This is a genomic window from Stappia sp. 28M-7 (genome assembly GCF_014252955.1).
Classification (GTDB): domain Bacteria; phylum Pseudomonadota; class Alphaproteobacteria; order Rhizobiales; family Stappiaceae; genus Stappia.
The window spans coordinates 1981653-1996829 of sequence record NZ_JACMIA010000001.1; the positions used below are offsets into that span (position 1 = coordinate 1981653).

Below are 15177 nucleotides of genomic sequence, written 5' to 3' on the forward strand. Positions count from 1 at the left end.
GCGTACCACCGGTATTGTATTGATATGAGTTAAAAAAATGGCGGTGCCAGGCACCGCCACGCGTTTTTTGCAAACTTTTCCGCCTCACGCTGCCGCGCGTCGTGCCCCCGCCGGTGCGGCGCCGATCGCGCCACTGTCCTGGCCATAGGCGCGGCCGAAGCGGTTGGCGAGGAAGGCGTGGAGCGGGATTGCCTCCTGCGTGACGAAGCCGCGTGCCGGCAGCGTGCCGTCGCGCAGCATGTCCAGCGTCGCGCAGATGCCCGACGCGGTGGTGATCTGGATCGCGCTCCAGGTCTCGCCGCCGACATCCTGCGCCGTCACCCGGTAGACCGCCGACATCTGCTCGCGCTGGTCGCCGCGCCGGCCCGAGGCGGTGATGAACACCAGCACCACGTCCTGCCGGGTGATCGGCACCGCCGTCTCCAGCACGTCGCGCATCAGGTCGCGCCGGTCCTTCAGGCCGAGGTCTGTCAGCAGCAGCCGCATGATGTCGCGGTGGCCGGGATAGCGCACGGTGAGGTAGCGCAGGTTCCGCACCCGGCCCTGCAGCGTCTCGGCTAGCGAGCCGAGCCCGCCGGAGGTGTTGAACGCCTCGTAGTCGACGCCGTCCAGCGAGAAGGTCTCGTAGCCTTCCAGCGGCTGCAGCAGCGTCCGTTCGCCGTCCAGCACCGCCTCGCACGGATTGCAGTACTCGTTGATCAAGCCGTCCGTCGACCAGGTTAGATTGTATTTCAGCGCGTTCGTCGGGTAGCGGGGCAGGGCGCCGACCCGCAGGGTCAGGTTCTCCAGTGTGTCGAAGCGGCCGGCAAGGTCGTGCGCGGCGATGGAGACGAAGCCCGGTGCCAGGCCGCATTGCGGGGCAAAGGCCGTTTCCGCGTCCTGCGCCAGCTCTCTCACGGCCTTGGTCGAGGCGACGTCCTCGGTCAGGTCGAGATAATGCGCCCCGGCGCGCTTCGCGGCACGCGCGATGGTCTGGGTGAGGAAGAACGGGGCGGCCGACAGCACCGCGCGGTGCCCGGCAAGCGCCTCTACCAGCGCCTCCTCGTCGGCGACATCCACTTGCGCAATGGCCACATCCGGGCGCCGTGCGGCGGCCAGCGCCGCCGCATCCCGGTCGGCGATGGTCACGCGGTAGTCGCCCGTCGCGGCGAGCAGGGCGGCGATGGTGCGGCCGATCTTTCCCGCACCAATGATCAGCACCGGCCAGACAGTCATGACGAAAATCTCCTCTGGATATTGTTTCCATGAGGATATCTCGGCTCATGTCCGGGCATCAGGGCACAGTGCGTCGATTCTGACGCCGTTTCCGGCAATATGACGGAGTTTCCGTCTATATGCCGGTTACCTCCAGCCGGTTGCGGCGGACAAAGTCGGAGGGCGTCATGCCGTATTCGCGCAGGAACAGCTGCGAGAATCGGCTCGGATTGGCATAGCCCACCGCCAGCGCCGTCTCGGTCACCGTCGCCCCGTCGCGCGCCAGCAGCGTGCGCGCCTCCTCCATCCGCGACTTCTGCAGGAAGCTGTAGACCGGCAGGCCGAACTGCTGGCGGAACCCGTCCTTCAGCCGCTTTTCGCTGAGGCCGACGCAGATCGCGAGGTCGTGGATGGTCCAGCTGCGGTCGAGCTGGCGCAACAGCGTGTTCTTCGCCTCGTTGAGCTTGCGCGAGTCGCGCAGGATCTTCGTCTTCTGGCAGAACAGCGGCTCGCGCATCATCGAGATCGCCGCGGTCAGCAGGTCGAGGCAGCGCGCCTCGATCGCCAGGTCCTCGCAGCAGCGGTCGAGCCCGCTGGCCACCAGCCCGGCGGCCAGCGCGTCGATCATTTCCGTCGCCGGGAACCGGCCGACCCAGAACGAGCCGGCGGCGGCGACGGTCAGCGGATGGCCGCCGAGCGCCTGCTCGAACAGGGCCATCGCATCGAGCCGGCGCAGGAATGCCTCGCTCACGCGGATCTCGATGCCGCGGAAGCGCGTGTCCGCCGGCACGTCGTAGACCCCGCAAATCGGCGTCTTGGAAAAGATCATCAGTGCCGAGCGCGGATCGTAGTCCAGCCGCACCGGATGCGGGTCGCCGTCCAGCGCGCGCAGCATGCTGCTGCCGGTCGCGTGCTGCAGGATGACGATGGTCAGGCCCGGCGCCATGTTGGCCGTGCGGCGGAAGCGGTCCTGCAATTGCAGGTCATAGACGGACAGTTCAAGCCCGAGCCGGATGCCGAAGCGACGGAACTCTCCGTCGACCGCCGTCTCCGTCAGGCCGCTGTGGCTTGGCTGCCGCGCCGCGAGATCGAGCTCGCTGGCAGCCTGGCTCAAAGGGCGCTCTTCGATGTTCAGAGCCATTCGAACCTCTCCCAGGGCTGCGCACCAGAAAAGTGCCTAAGGCGGAAGGTGCACGCAAAAATAAGTATCCGATTGGGGCCGTGCCGGCCCGGATCGGGGTAGCGGGCCCGTCCATGATCTCCAATTCTTGACTGAAAAAGTCAACATTTAATCGCGCTCCCCCGAAACCCGCTTTTGCCGCGAATTGCGACATTCGCGTCAGGAAAACAGCGGGTTATCGCACTGCGACAGGTCAGCTGGAGTTTACGCATGTCCGTTGTCTCGCCTGAGGTTCCCGCCGTCGAAACGCTGGTCGATGCCATTGCGCACTGGGCCGGGGAACGGGGGGAGGAGATCGCGCTCGACTTCCGCGCCCGCTCTGGCGCCGCGCCGGTGACGCTCACCTATGCGCAGCTGTCGGCGAGCGCCCGGGCGCTCGCCGCGCGGCTTTCGGAAAAGGGGAGCCGGGGCGAGCGGGTGCTGATCCTGCTGCCCTCCGGCATCGACTACGTGGTGGCGCTGCTGGGCTGCATGCAGGCCGGCTTCATCGGCGTTCCGGTCAACCTGCCGGGTCCCTCGCGGGTCCGCCGGGTGCTCGGCAAGGTCGGCCCGATAGCGGCAGACTGCCGGCCCGCCTTCATCGTCACCACTGAGGAGATCCGCCGCCAGTCGCAGGCCGACCTGGAGGCCTTCGCGCAGGAGGCCGGGGCTCGCGTCCTCATCCTCGATGCGCCGTGCGAGCGGTGCGCGTGGCAGGGTGATCCCCTTCGCGGCACGGACACCGCCTTCCTGCAATACACCTCTGGTTCCACCGGCGAGCCCAAGGGCGTGATCAACGGCCACGCGCCCCTGATGCGCAACCTGCGCTTCATCGCCCGCCTGCTGGCACCGAAAGAACGGCCCGTCGTCGTCAGCTGGCTTCCGCTCTATCACGACATGGGGCTGATCATGGGGGTGTTGGCGCCGCTGGTGGCCGGCGGCAAGGCCGTGGTCCTGTCGCCGACCTCCTTCGTCGCCGATCCACTCCACTGGCTTGAGGTGGCGTCGGCGGAAGGGGCGGGCATGATGCCGTGCCCGGCCTTCTCCATGGATGCCTGCGTCGAGCGCTACGACGCTGCACGCTGCGCCGATCTCGATCTCAGCCGGGTGGAGAGCTTCATTCCCGCCGCCGAGCCGGTGCTGCCGCGCCAGGTCGCGGCCTTCCGCGACACCTTCGCCCCGCATGGGCTGAGGCCGGAGGCGATCCGCCCGGCCTACGGTCTTGCCGAGGCGACGCTGCTGGTGACCACCGGCTTCGAGCCCGCCGGCCCGCGCCATCTCGCCGTCGATACCGCCGCCCTGGAGGAGGGGCGCGTCGTTCCGGTCGCGGAGGCGGCGGCGGCTGCCTCGCGCATCTATGTCTCCAACGGCGCGGAGACGGACGGTCAAGACGTGCGGATCGTCGATCCGCAAACGCTGGAGACCCTGCCCGAAGGGCGGGTCGGCGAGATCTGGGTCGGCGGCGACGAGATCGCCTGGGGATACTGGGGCAACGAGGCGGCCAGCGCGGCGACCTTCCGTGCGGTTCCCGCCGACGGTGCGCCGGAGCATGCGTTCCTGCGCACCGGCGATCTCGGCTTCCTGCAGGACGGCCATCTCTATGTGACCGGCCGGCTCAAGGACATGATGATCCTGCGCGGCCAGTGCCACTACCCCAACGACCTGGAGGCAAGTCTCGTCGGCGCGCATCCGGCCATCGTCGGCGGCGCAGCGGCGGCCTTCGCCGTCGAGGACGCACAGGGGCGCGAGGCGGTCGTGCTGGTGCAGGAGGTGCGCCGCGACGGATCCCTCGATACGGGCGAGGTCGAAAGCACCATCCGCGAGGTGATCGCGCGCGAGCACGGCCTGGCGCTCGCCGATGTTGTGCTCATCCGCAAGGGGACGTTGAAGCGCACCACCAGCGGCAAGGTCCGGCGGGCGGAGATGCGCCGCGCCTATCTTGCCGGCGAGCTGGTTCTTGCGGTGGCGCCCGTGGCCGACGAGCCGGCCTCCCGGCCGGCGCCGGCAGCGGACGGCTACCGCGCGCTGGTGGCGGAGATTGCCGCCCGCGCTCTCGGCCTCGGCTCGGCGCGCCGGATCGACCCGCAGGCGAGCCTTTTCGCTCTCGGCTTCGATTCCCTTGCCGCGACGCAGGCGATTGCCGCGCTCGAGGCCCGGCTCGGCCGCCAGCTGCCCGAAGGACTGCTCTTCGACCATCCGACGGTGGCATCGCTTGCCGACTGGCTGGCCCGCGCCGAACAGGCAGACAGCGAGCCTGCGCAGACGTCGGCCGCCTCCCGTGCCGATGCCCGAGCCGCATCCAGTTCCGCCCCGCGCGCCGAGCCGCTGGCGATTATCGGCCTGTCCTGCCTCTTTCCCGGAGGCGATGAGGACTTCGACGATCCCGCGCGCTTCTGGTCCTTCCTCATGGAGGGCGGCGATGCGGTGCGCCCGCTCAGCCCCGCGCGCTTTGCCCCGGAACCGGAGATCCCCGGCTTCGGTGCCTGCCTCACCCGCGTCGACGGGTTCGACGCAGCCTTCTTCGGCATGGGCGCGCGCGAGGCGATCAACACCGATCCGCAGCAGCGCCTGCTGATGGAGGCCGCCTGGCATGCGCTGGAGGATGCGGGCATTCCCCCCTCAAGCCTTGCCGGCACGGATACTGGCGTCTTCATCGGCATCGGCACGGGCGATTACGGCCACATTCCCTTCGCCACCGGCGACCGCTCCCACCTCGATCCCTATTACGGCACCGGCACGGCCTTTGCCGCCGCCGCCGGCCGGCTTTCCTTCTTCTTCGACTGGCACGGGCCGAGCCTTGCGGTCGACACGGCCTGCTCCGCCTCCCATGCCGCCGTTCACAGCGCCTGCCAGGCGCTGCGCCTTGGCGAATGCGGGGTGGCGCTGGCCGGCGGCGTCAAGCTGCAGATGTTGACCGAGATCGACGTGGTGCTGGCGCGCGCCGGCATGCTGGCCCCCGACGGGCGGTGCAAGACGTTCGATGCCTCGGCGGACGGCTATGTGCGCGGCGAGGGGCTCGGCATGGTGGTCCTGAAGCGCCTGTCCGACGCGCTGCGCGATGGCGACCCGATCCGGGCCGTCGTGCTGGAAAGCGTGCTGGCGCAGGACGGCGCCAGTGCCGGCCTGTCTGCGCCCAATGCCGCCGCGCAGCGCCGGATGATCGAGACGGCGCTGACGCGCGCCGGCCTGACGCCCGGCGATATCGACTATCTGGAGCTGCATGGCACCGGCACCCGGCTCGGCGATCCCATCGAATATCGCGCGGTGCGCGATGTCTTCGCCGGCCGGCCGCAGGACGATCCGCTCTATCTCGGCTCGGTGAAGACCAATATCGGCCATCTGGAAGCGGGAGCCGGCATCGCCGGCCTGATCAAGGCGGTGCTGGCGGTGGAGGCCGGGCAGATGCCGCCGCATCTCCACCTCAATGAGGTCAATCCGGAGATCGGCCTGGGCGAGATCCCGGCCGTGGTGCCGGACCGCGCGACCGACTGGCCGCGCCGGGGTTCCCTCCGGCGCGCCGGCGTCACCTCCTTCGGCTTTGCCGGCACCATCGGTCACATCCTGCTGGAACAGGCGCCAGAACAGGAGCCAGAACGGGCGTTGGAGCGCGCACAGGAGACCGAAGGGAGCGAAGCGGAGGGCAAGCCGCCGCTGCTCCTTGCCTTCTCCGCCCGCAGCCGCGAGGCGGCGGACGGCCTGCGCCGCGCCTTCGCCGAGCGCCTGTCGCAACCGGGCACAGACGCCCGCGCGCTGGTCAACGCGGCCGCCCATCACCGCGACCATGAGGCGGGGCACCGCATCGCCGTCGCCGCCGGCGATGCGGCGGGGCTCGTTGCCGAGCTGGAGCGCGCGGTCTGCGAGGAAAGTCCGGCTGCACCCGCCCGCGTCGCTTTCCTCTTCACCGGGCAGGGCGCGCAATATCCGGCCATGTGCCGGGGGCTCTACGAGGCCGAACCGGTCTTCCGCGAGGCCTTCGACCGCGCCGACGCTGCCCTGCAGCCGCATCTCGGCCGCTCGATCCGCGATCTCGTCTTCTCCGCCAGCGAGGACGAGCTTCGGCGCACGGAGTTTGCCCAGCCGGCGCTCTTCGCCGTCCAGTTCGCGCTGGCCCGGCTCTGGCGTGCCTTCGGCATCGAGCCCGCCGCCGTCATCGGCCACTCCATCGGCGAGTTCGCCGCTTTTGTTCATGCCGGGATGCTGGAGCTCAATGATGCAGCCCGCATCATCGCCCGTCGCGGCCGGTTGATGCAGGAGCTCCCCGAGGCCGGCGCGATGCTCGCCGTGCGCCTGCCCCAGGACGAGGCCGAGGCTCTTGCCGAAGAGCACGGCCTGTCGCTCGCCGCCGTCAACTCCTCCGCCGATGCGGTGCTTGCGGGAAGCGAGGACAAGGTGGACCGGCTCGCCGCCATGCTGGAGGGGCGGGGCGTCAGCGCCCGCCGCCTGCATGTCTCGCACGCTTTCCACTCGGCCTTGATGGAGCCGATGCTGGCGCCCTTTGCCGAGGTCGCCGGGGATATCGTTCTCGGCGATCCGCGCCTTCGGGTCTTCTCCACCGTCACGGGGGCGGAACTGGAGCGGGCGCCCGGCGCCGACTACTGGGGCACCCAGGCGCGCCGCACCGTCCGCTATGCCGAGGCGCTCGCCCGCGCCTTCGAGGCCGGCTTCGACACCTTCGTCGAGATCGGCCCCCGGCCGGTGCTCACCATGCTGTCGCAGCGCGAGGCCCAGCACCACGATCTGACCGGCGCGCTGTTCCTGGCGAGCGCCGCGCCGGACGATGCCGGCGGCCTGATGCTGCGCCGCAGCCTTGCCGCGCTCTACCGGCGCGGCGTCGATGCCAATCGCGCGGCCGTGTTCCGGGGCGAGCGCGCGCGGCCCTCGCAGCTGCCGCTCTACCCTTTCGCGCACAAGTCCTATTGGCTCGACTACAGCGCCTCGCAGCCGACGCGTGCCGCCCTTCCGGCCCCGGGGCGCGACAGCTCCGGCGTGCTGCCGCTCTACCAGGTGGAGTGGGAGCAGGTCGAACTGCCCCCGGCTGCGCCCGCCGCCGCATCTGTCCCCGGCGCTCCGCTGCTTGCCGTCGGCGGGTCGCCGGACCTTGTCCGCGCACTTCGCGCGGCCGCGCCGGGGCGGGAGATCGCCGCTTGCGGCAGCGATGAGCAATTCGCCGGAAATTCGGAACAGCCGATCGTCTGGCTCGATGGGTTCGGGGTCGAAGGGGAGGCCGCGGACCCTGCATCCTGCGTCTCGAACTTGTGGAGGTTGATACGCCTTTCTCAAACCTTGCAGTCGACTTCGCAAAAATTCCGCATCCTTCTCCCGACCTGCGGAGCGCAGGGCGAAAACGGCACGAATGCGCCATTTCAGGCCGCATTCTGGGGGGCGGCGCGCTCGCTTTCGATCGAATGCCCGGATCTCCAGATCCTGCTTGTCGACATCGATCCGCGATGCGATCCCGCCGGGATATTCACGGAGCTCCTGCCGCGCCTCGATGCCGTTTTCGAAGAGCAGGACATGCTGCAGGCGCGTGCCGACGGCTGGTTCTCGCCGCGCATAACGCCGCTCGAGGCCGCGGCCTCGCAAGATACCGGCGACCTGCCGGTCGACGGGGCATATCTCGTGTGCGGCGGGGCCGGCGCGACCGGTGCCCATGTGGTCGAGTGGCTGGCTGCAAGGGGCGTGCGGCACATCGTCGTCACCGCCCGCAGTGCGCCGGGACCAAGGGTCCGCGCCGCCCATGAGCGTTTGCGGCTTGCCGGCGTCGACATTCGCCATGTCGAGGCGGATGTCGCCGACGAGGCGGCGATGGCCGCCGTTCTTGCCGGCATCGACGGGGACAACGTGCCGCTGCGCGGCGTCTTCCATTGCGCCGGCATAGGCCTTTTCGACACGCTCGAAGAGCTTGGCGAGGAGAATTTCTCGGCCGTTTTGCGCTCCAAGCTGGAGGGCTCGGCGGTGCTCCACCGCCTGACCGAGCACCGCACCGATCTTGCGGTCTTCGTGCTGTTTTCCTCCATCTCCGGCGTGTGGGGATCGCGCCTCCAGATCCATTACGGCGCCGCCAATGCCTACCAGGATGCCCTTGTGCGCTCGCGCCGCGCCCGTGGTCTGCCCGGCTTGTCCATCGCCTGGGGGCCGTGGGGCGGCAAGGGCGGGCTCTCCGACCTGGAGGATAACCTTCTCGACCTGCTGCGGCGGGCCCGCATCCACAAGTTCGAACCGGCACGCGGCATCGCCACGCTGAACCGGCTCGTCGCGGGACCCGGCGGCAATGTCGTCGCCGTCGATGTGGAATGGCCGGCCTTCGCGCCGCTCTATCGCGCCTTCGGGCGCAGCGACTTGCTGGCCCGTGTCGCGCCGGCGCTTGCCGGGCCGGTGGAGGGCGAGCATCCGGACTGGTCGCGCCTGTCGGAAGACGAGCGTCGCCAGACGGTCGGCGCTTTCGTCGATGCGGCGCTGCGCGAGGTGCTGAAGGTCGATGCCGGGGTTCTGACCGACGAGGCGGACCTGATCGGCCTCGGCCTCGATTCCATTCTGGTGATGGACCTTGCCCGGATCGTCACCCGCGATCTTGGTCTTGCCTGCCCCTTGCGGGCGATCTTCGAGAACGCGACGCCTGGCCGGCTGCGCGCCCACCTCGTCGACCTCGCCGGAGAGGCGGAGCCGGCTCCAGGCGGCGGGGACACGTTGCCCGGCAGCGGCGGGCAGGGCCTGATCCTTGCCGATCCCAATGCCCGCCACGAGCCGTTCCCTCTCACCGAATTGCAATACGCCTACTGGGTGGGGCGCGATCCGAGACATGTCCTCGGGGGCATCGCCTGCCACGCCTATCTTGAGACCGAGCCGGATACCCCCTTCGACGTGACCCGTCTGGAGGATGCCTGGAACCTGCTGATCGCCCGCCACGACGCGCTTCGGCTGGTCGTCGACGACAGCGGCCGCCAGCGCATTCTGGAAGAGGTTCCGCGCTATCGCATCGAGGTAACGGATCTTTCCAACGCGGATCCGGACCGCATCGCCTATCACCTGCTGGAGATGCGCGAGACCCTGTCGCATCAGGTGCTCGATCCCTCGGCCTGGCCGATGTTCGACATCCGCCTGACGCGCATGCCCGGCGGCCGCGACCGCCTGCACATTTCCATCGACATGCTTATCAACGATGCGATGAGCAGCCAGATCCTCTGGCAGGAATGGCAGGCGCTCTACCTTGCAGGCTCGCCCGAGGCCGCCGGCCTGCCGCCCTTCACCATCTCCTTCCGCGATTATGTCCTGGCCAAATCGGCCCCGGATGCGGAGCGCAAACGGCGCCAGGAGATCGACCGCGCCTACTGGATGGCGCAGCTCGACGAGCTGCCGCAAGGTCCGCAGCTGCCGCTGGCGCGTGCGCCGGAACATATCGGAGTGCCTCGCTTTTCCCGGCTTCAGGCAGGTCTCGACGCGTCCCGCTGGGAGGCGCTGAAGGCGCAGGCCCGCGCGGTCGGGGTGACCCCGGCTGGCCTTCTCGTCGGCGTCTTCGGCGAGGTGCTCGCCGCCTGGAGCGACCAGGCGCGCTTCTCGCTCAACCTGACGATCTTCGACCGTCTCGCCCTCCACGAGGACGTGCCCCGGCTGGTCGGCGACTTCACCTGCCTGACCCTGCTTCCGCTCGACTTCGGTACGGCCATGCCGCTCGGCGAGCGGTTGCGCGAGGTGCAGGGGCGCATGTTCGAGGCGCTGGAACACCGGACCTTCAGCGCGGTCGACGTGCTGCGCGAGTTGAACCGTGGCGGCTCCGGCCGGCAGTTTGCAGCGCCCGTGGTCTTCACCAGCCAGCTCGGCATGCAGGACCCCACCAAGGGCACGTCGGAAGGAGACGTGCTCGGCCGGCTTGTCCACGGCATCACGCAGACGCCGCAGGTCTGGCTCGACCATCAGGCGGGCGAGCAGGACGGCGGGCTCGTCTACAACTGGGACGTGGTCGACGGGCTGTTCCCGGCGGGACTCGTGGAAGGGATGTTCACGGCCTATGGGGCGGTGCTGGAGCGGCTGGCCGACGAGGCGCAGGCATGGGGCGAGCCGGTCGGCGACCTCAGGCCCGAGGACCAGAGAAAGGTGCGCCGTGCCGTCAACGAGACAGCACGCGAGTTGCCGCTCGACCTGCTCGATGCCCCGTTCTTCCGCAACGCGCAGGCCAGGCCGCAAGCTTTGGCGCTGATTTCCGGGGTGAGGTCCTACTCCTACGGCGAACTGGCCGGCTGGGTCGGCAAGCTTGCCGGCGGGCTCCGTCAGGCCGGCATCCGTCATGGCGAGCGTGTCGCCGTGCTGATGGAGAAGGGCCCCGAGCAGGCCGCCGCCTGCCTCGCCATCCTGTCGCAGGGCGGCGTGTATGTCCCCGTCGATCCGGCGATCCCCTCGCAGCGCTTTGCCAGCATCGTGGAGACGAGCGGGATCCGGCTCGCATTGACGCAGACGCGGCTGATCGGGCGGCTGCCGGAATTTTCCGGGAAACTCATCCCCGCCGACGAAGATGCCTGCAGGGACTTCGAGGAAGCGGGTCCGGCGAGCGGGCGCGCTCTCTCCGACGAGGCCTATGTCATCTACACCTCCGGCTCGACCGGAACGCCCAAGGGCGTGCTGATCGACCATCGCGGGGCCTCGAATACGGTCCTCGACATCAACGCCCGCTTCGGCGTCGATGAAAACGACCGCATCTTCGGTTTCTCGGCGCTCGGCTTCGACCTGTCGGTCTACGATCTCTTCGGCGGTTTCGCGGCCGGAGCGGCGCTCGTCCTGCCCGACCCGGAGGGAACGCACGATCCCTCGCACTGGGCGGAGCTGATCGCCCGCCACGGCGTCAGCGTGTGGAATTCCGTCCCGGCGGTCTGCGACCTGCTGCTCGGCGAGACGGAGGCAGACCTTTCCAGCTTGCGCCTCGTCCTGCTGTCAGGCGACTGGGTGCCGCTGAAACTGCCGGCGATCCTGCGCGAGCGGGTGCCGGGCGCACGGCTCATCGCCATGGGCGGGGCGACCGAGGCCTCGATCTGGTCCAACTGGTTCGAGGTGGAGGAGGTGCGTCCCGGCTGGACGTCGATCCCGTACGGCACACCGTTGTCCAACCAGAGCTACCGGGTGCTCGATACGCGCCTGCGCGATCGACCCGACTGGGTGATCGGCGACCTGCATATCGGGGGCGTCGGTCTTGCGCTCGGCTATGAGGGGGACAAGGAGCGGACCGAAGCCGCGTTCATCCGGCACCCGGACGGCGAGCCGCTCTACCGGACCGGCGACATGGCGCGCTACTGGCCGGACGGGGTCATCGAGTTCCTGGGCCGCCGCGATACCCAGGTGAAGATCGCCGGCCATCGCATCGAACTCGGGGACATCGAGGCCGCTCTGGCCGGTCATGCGGGGATAAGGGACGCGGTGGTCGATGTCGTGGGCTCGCAGGAGCGCGGACGCCGGCTGGTCGCATGGCTTCGGCTCGAAGGCACTCACCCGGACTTCCACGAGGACCTGACCGCCGATCCCGTGGAGGCGGAAGCGATTGCCGCGTCCCTCGGGGATACGCTTGCCGGCGGCATGGCAGCCGTCGCCTTGCCGAAGGGCAGGACCGGTGCCTATGCGGACTGGCAGGCCGGGCTTGCGGCACGGATGCTTGCGGATCTCTTCGCCGGAGCGGGGCTGCTGGGTGAGGGGGAGAAGTCCTTCGACAAGCAGGACGCGGAGACCGCACTTGGACTTGCGGCGGAGTTCAGCCCGCTGCTCCCGCGCTGGCTCGCCCATCTGGAGCGGCTCGGCGTGGTGCGACGCGAGGGCGAGCGGTTCGCGCCCGGCGTGCTGCCGCTATCCTGGGGGGACATGGAGCGCCGGGCCGGCGAGGCGGGGCTCGCCCCCGCTCTGCTCTCCCGCGTCAAGGCGCTGGTGCCGGAGCTTGCCTCCGTGCTGCGCGGCGAGACGGATCCGCTGGAACTCTTCTACGCGGATGGGGCCGATCTCAGTCCCGAACGTCTGGCCCGGCTGCATCCTTGCGCGGTCGATGCCCATCGCCGGATCGGCGAAACGCTCGCGGCCATGGCCGAGACCGCCGGTCGGCCCTTGCGCGTTCTCGAGATCGGCGCCCGCGCCGGCGTTGCCACCCGCGACTGGCTGGCGGGGCTGGTAGAGGCGGCGGGGGACCTGCCTGCGCACACGCGTGTCGATCTCGTGCTTGCTGATCCCTCGCCCTTGCTGCTGGCAGACGCCCTGCGCGACCTGCCGGGCGGGCTCCAGGCGGCAACCGTGGTGTTCGATCCCGAAGGCACCGTGCCGCCGGATCTCGAACCCAACAGCTTCGATGTCGTGCTTGCCTTCAACGCCCTGCACCGGGCGCGCGATGTCGGTACCGTGCTGGCTGCCGTCCGCTCGCTGCTGAAACCGGCGGGGCACCTGCTGGCGGTGGAACTGACCGTCAACGGTCCGATGATCGACCTGACGGCCGGCGTGATCGAACGCGGCTTTGCCGGACTGGCGGACGGACGCAAGCAGAGCGGGCTGCCGTTGATGGCCGCTTCGGCCTGGACGCAGAGCCTCGATGAGGCCGGCTTCGACGCGGCCATGGCTCTCGACCCTGCCGATAACGGCGATCTCGCCGTGCTGGCCGCCCGCAACGCCGATCCGGCGGTGCGCTTCCGTCCCGAACGGGTGATCCGCCATCTGGAAGGACTGCTGCCGGCCTATATGGTTCCGCGCCAGGTGGTGCCGCTGGCCGCGCTGCCGCTGTCGGCCAACGGCAAGGTGGACCGCAAGCGCCTGCCGCTGCCGGGCGAGGTCGCGCCGGAGCAACAGGCGCTCGCCGCCCCGCGCAGCGAGAGCGAACGCCGGCTTGCCGCGATCTGGAGCGAGCTCCTCGGTCATGCGGTCGGGCGGGATGCCAATTTCTTCGCGGCCGGGGGCGACAGCCTGATCGCCGTGCGGATGGCCGAACGCATTCGCGCCGTCTTCGGACACAAGGTGAAGCTGCGCACCATCTTCGCGATGCAGGACCTTGCCGAACTCGCCGCCCATCTCGACGGGTTCGGCGACAGCGGTCAGGACATGCAGGACGATGCGCCGGTGCCGCTTGTCGTCGATCCGCACGCTCAGTTCGAGCCGTTCCCGCTGACCGACGTGCAGCAGGCCTATTTCATCGGCCGCCAGCCCGTGTTCCCGCTGGGCGGGGTGTCGACCCACATCTTCGCGGAAATTGAGGTGAGCGACCTGTCCGCAGAAGCGCTGGGCTGGGCGTGGAACCGGCTGGTGCAGCGTCACGGCATGTTGCGGGCGGTGATCGACGAGGCGGGCAACCAGCGGATCCTGCCGCAGGTTCCGGTCTTCTCGGCAATGACGTCGGACCTGACGGAAGGCGACGAGGCAGCGCTCGAGCATTGGCTGGAGCGTCAGCGCCGGGAGATGAGCCACCGGGTCTACGACACGGCGCAATGGCCGCTGTTCGACGTGCGCATGGCCAAGCATGGCGGCGGCGTCAGGTTGCTGGTCAGTCTCGACAATCTCGTCTGCGACGGGCGCAGCATGGTCATGATCCTGTCCGAATGGGCAGCGCTTGCGCGCGACCGCGCAACGGTCCTGCCGCCGCTGGACCTGTCGTTCCGCGATGTGGTGCTGCACTGGGAGCGCGAGGAAAGCTCGCCCGCCCATGCGGCGAGCCTGGAACACTGGTTCGCCCGCCTGCCGGACTTGCCGCCGGCGCCGAGCCTGCCCCTGCAGCGCAAGCCCGAGGACCTGACGCCGCCGCGCTTTGCACGCCTTGCCGGAACGCTCTCCCATGACGACTGGGCAGCCTTCCGCGCCAATGCGGCGGCGGCCGGCCTGTCTCCCAACGCGGCGCTTCTCTCCGCCTATGCGGCGAGCCTTCGCGGCGGCGGTGGCGGCGACCGCTTCAGTCTGAACCTGACGCTGTTCCGCCGCGATCCGATCCACCCGCAGATCGACCTTTTGGTCGGCGACTTCACCTCGCTGTTGCTGGTGCCGTTCGAGGCGCAGGCGGGAGATGGCTTTGCCGCTGCCGCCCGGCGCCTGCAGGACCGTCTGATGGAGGATCTGGAGCATGCCCGCGTTTCGGCGGTGCGGGTGATGCGCGAGGCGGCAAGGCGCGGCACGGATGCGCAGGCCCTCGCCATTCCGGTGGTGTTCACCAGCGGCGTCGGCGTCGACAACACCGCATCGGACGGCAGCACGGCGGACTGGCTGGGGCGCTTCACCGGCGGCATCACCCAGACGCCGCAGGTGTGGATCGACCACCAGGTCGTCGACCGGGACGGCGAGCTCGCCTTCAACTGGGACCATGTCGAAGGCCTGTTCGATGCCGAATGGATCGAAGGCGTGTTCAACGCCTATTGCCGGATGCTGGCCGATCTCGCCGCCGACCCGGGCGCGTGGCAGGCCCTGTTGCCCGCCGTCGATCCCGTCGCTGCCGGCGCCTTGCCGCACGCAGCCGATGACGAGCCGGAGGCGGAACCGGCCGTTGCAGTCGATGCGCCTGTCGATGGCGAGATTGCCGACCTGATTGCCGATCTCCTGGCGCAGGAACTGGGCATCGGCGCGCCGGACCGGGAGGCGAGCTTCTTCGAGCTGGGGGCAACGTCGCTGACCTTGCTGCGGCTGCACCAGAAGCTGCGCAAGGCGTTGGCGCGCAATTTCCCCGTGGTCGCCATGTTCGCCCACCCTTGCGTCCAGGCACTCGCCGGGCACCTCGGGGCGCCGGAGCCGGCCCTTGCCGGCGAGGCCGGGCGTGCCGGCACGCGCCGGGCGGCGGGCCGGGCCAATGCCGAGCGCCGGCGCCGGGTGCGCGAGCTGTGAACCGCCATCTC

The 15177-nt window shown here is 69.5% G+C and carries 3 protein-coding genes; 1 reads left to right on the forward strand and 2 read right to left on the reverse strand.

Features of this window, described 5'->3' with window-relative positions; all coding sequences use genetic code 11:
- Positions 1-84: 84 nt before the first annotated feature.
- Both H7H34_RS08685 and H7H34_RS08690 read right to left on the reverse strand, forming a co-directional pair.
- Entirely contained in the window at positions 85-1215 is a 1131-nt protein-coding gene (locus H7H34_RS08685; protein WP_185924943.1) for a saccharopine dehydrogenase family protein, read from the reverse strand.
- A gap of 115 nt (positions 1216-1330) precedes the next feature.
- Positions 1331-2335: a helix-turn-helix domain-containing protein gene (locus tag H7H34_RS08690; RefSeq protein ID WP_120268240.1), complete on the reverse strand. Its 1005-nt coding sequence runs from the start codon at positions 2333-2335 to the stop codon at positions 1331-1333.
- Positions 2336-2584: 249 nt separating this feature from the next.
- Here H7H34_RS08690 and H7H34_RS08695 point away from each other — a divergent pair, with 249 nt between their 5' ends.
- Entirely contained in the window at positions 2585-15166 is a 12582-nt protein-coding gene (locus H7H34_RS08695; protein ID WP_185924944.1) for a non-ribosomal peptide synthetase/type I polyketide synthase, read from the forward strand.
- The last annotated feature ends 11 nt before the right edge of the window (positions 15167-15177 follow it).

Excerpts from the sequence above, each read along its gene's own strand:
- H7H34_RS08685 (WP_185924943.1), bottom strand. The coding sequence starts at position 1,215 with ATGACTGTCTGGCCGGTGCTGATCATTGGTGCGGGAAAGATCGGCCGC.
- H7H34_RS08690 (WP_120268240.1), bottom strand. The coding sequence starts at position 2,335 with ATGGCTCTGAACATCGAAGAGCGCCCTTTGAGCCAGGCTGCCAGCGAG.
- H7H34_RS08695 (WP_185924944.1), top strand. The coding sequence starts at position 2,585 with ATGTCCGTTGTCTCGCCTGAGGTTCCCGCCGTCGAAACGCTGGTCGAT.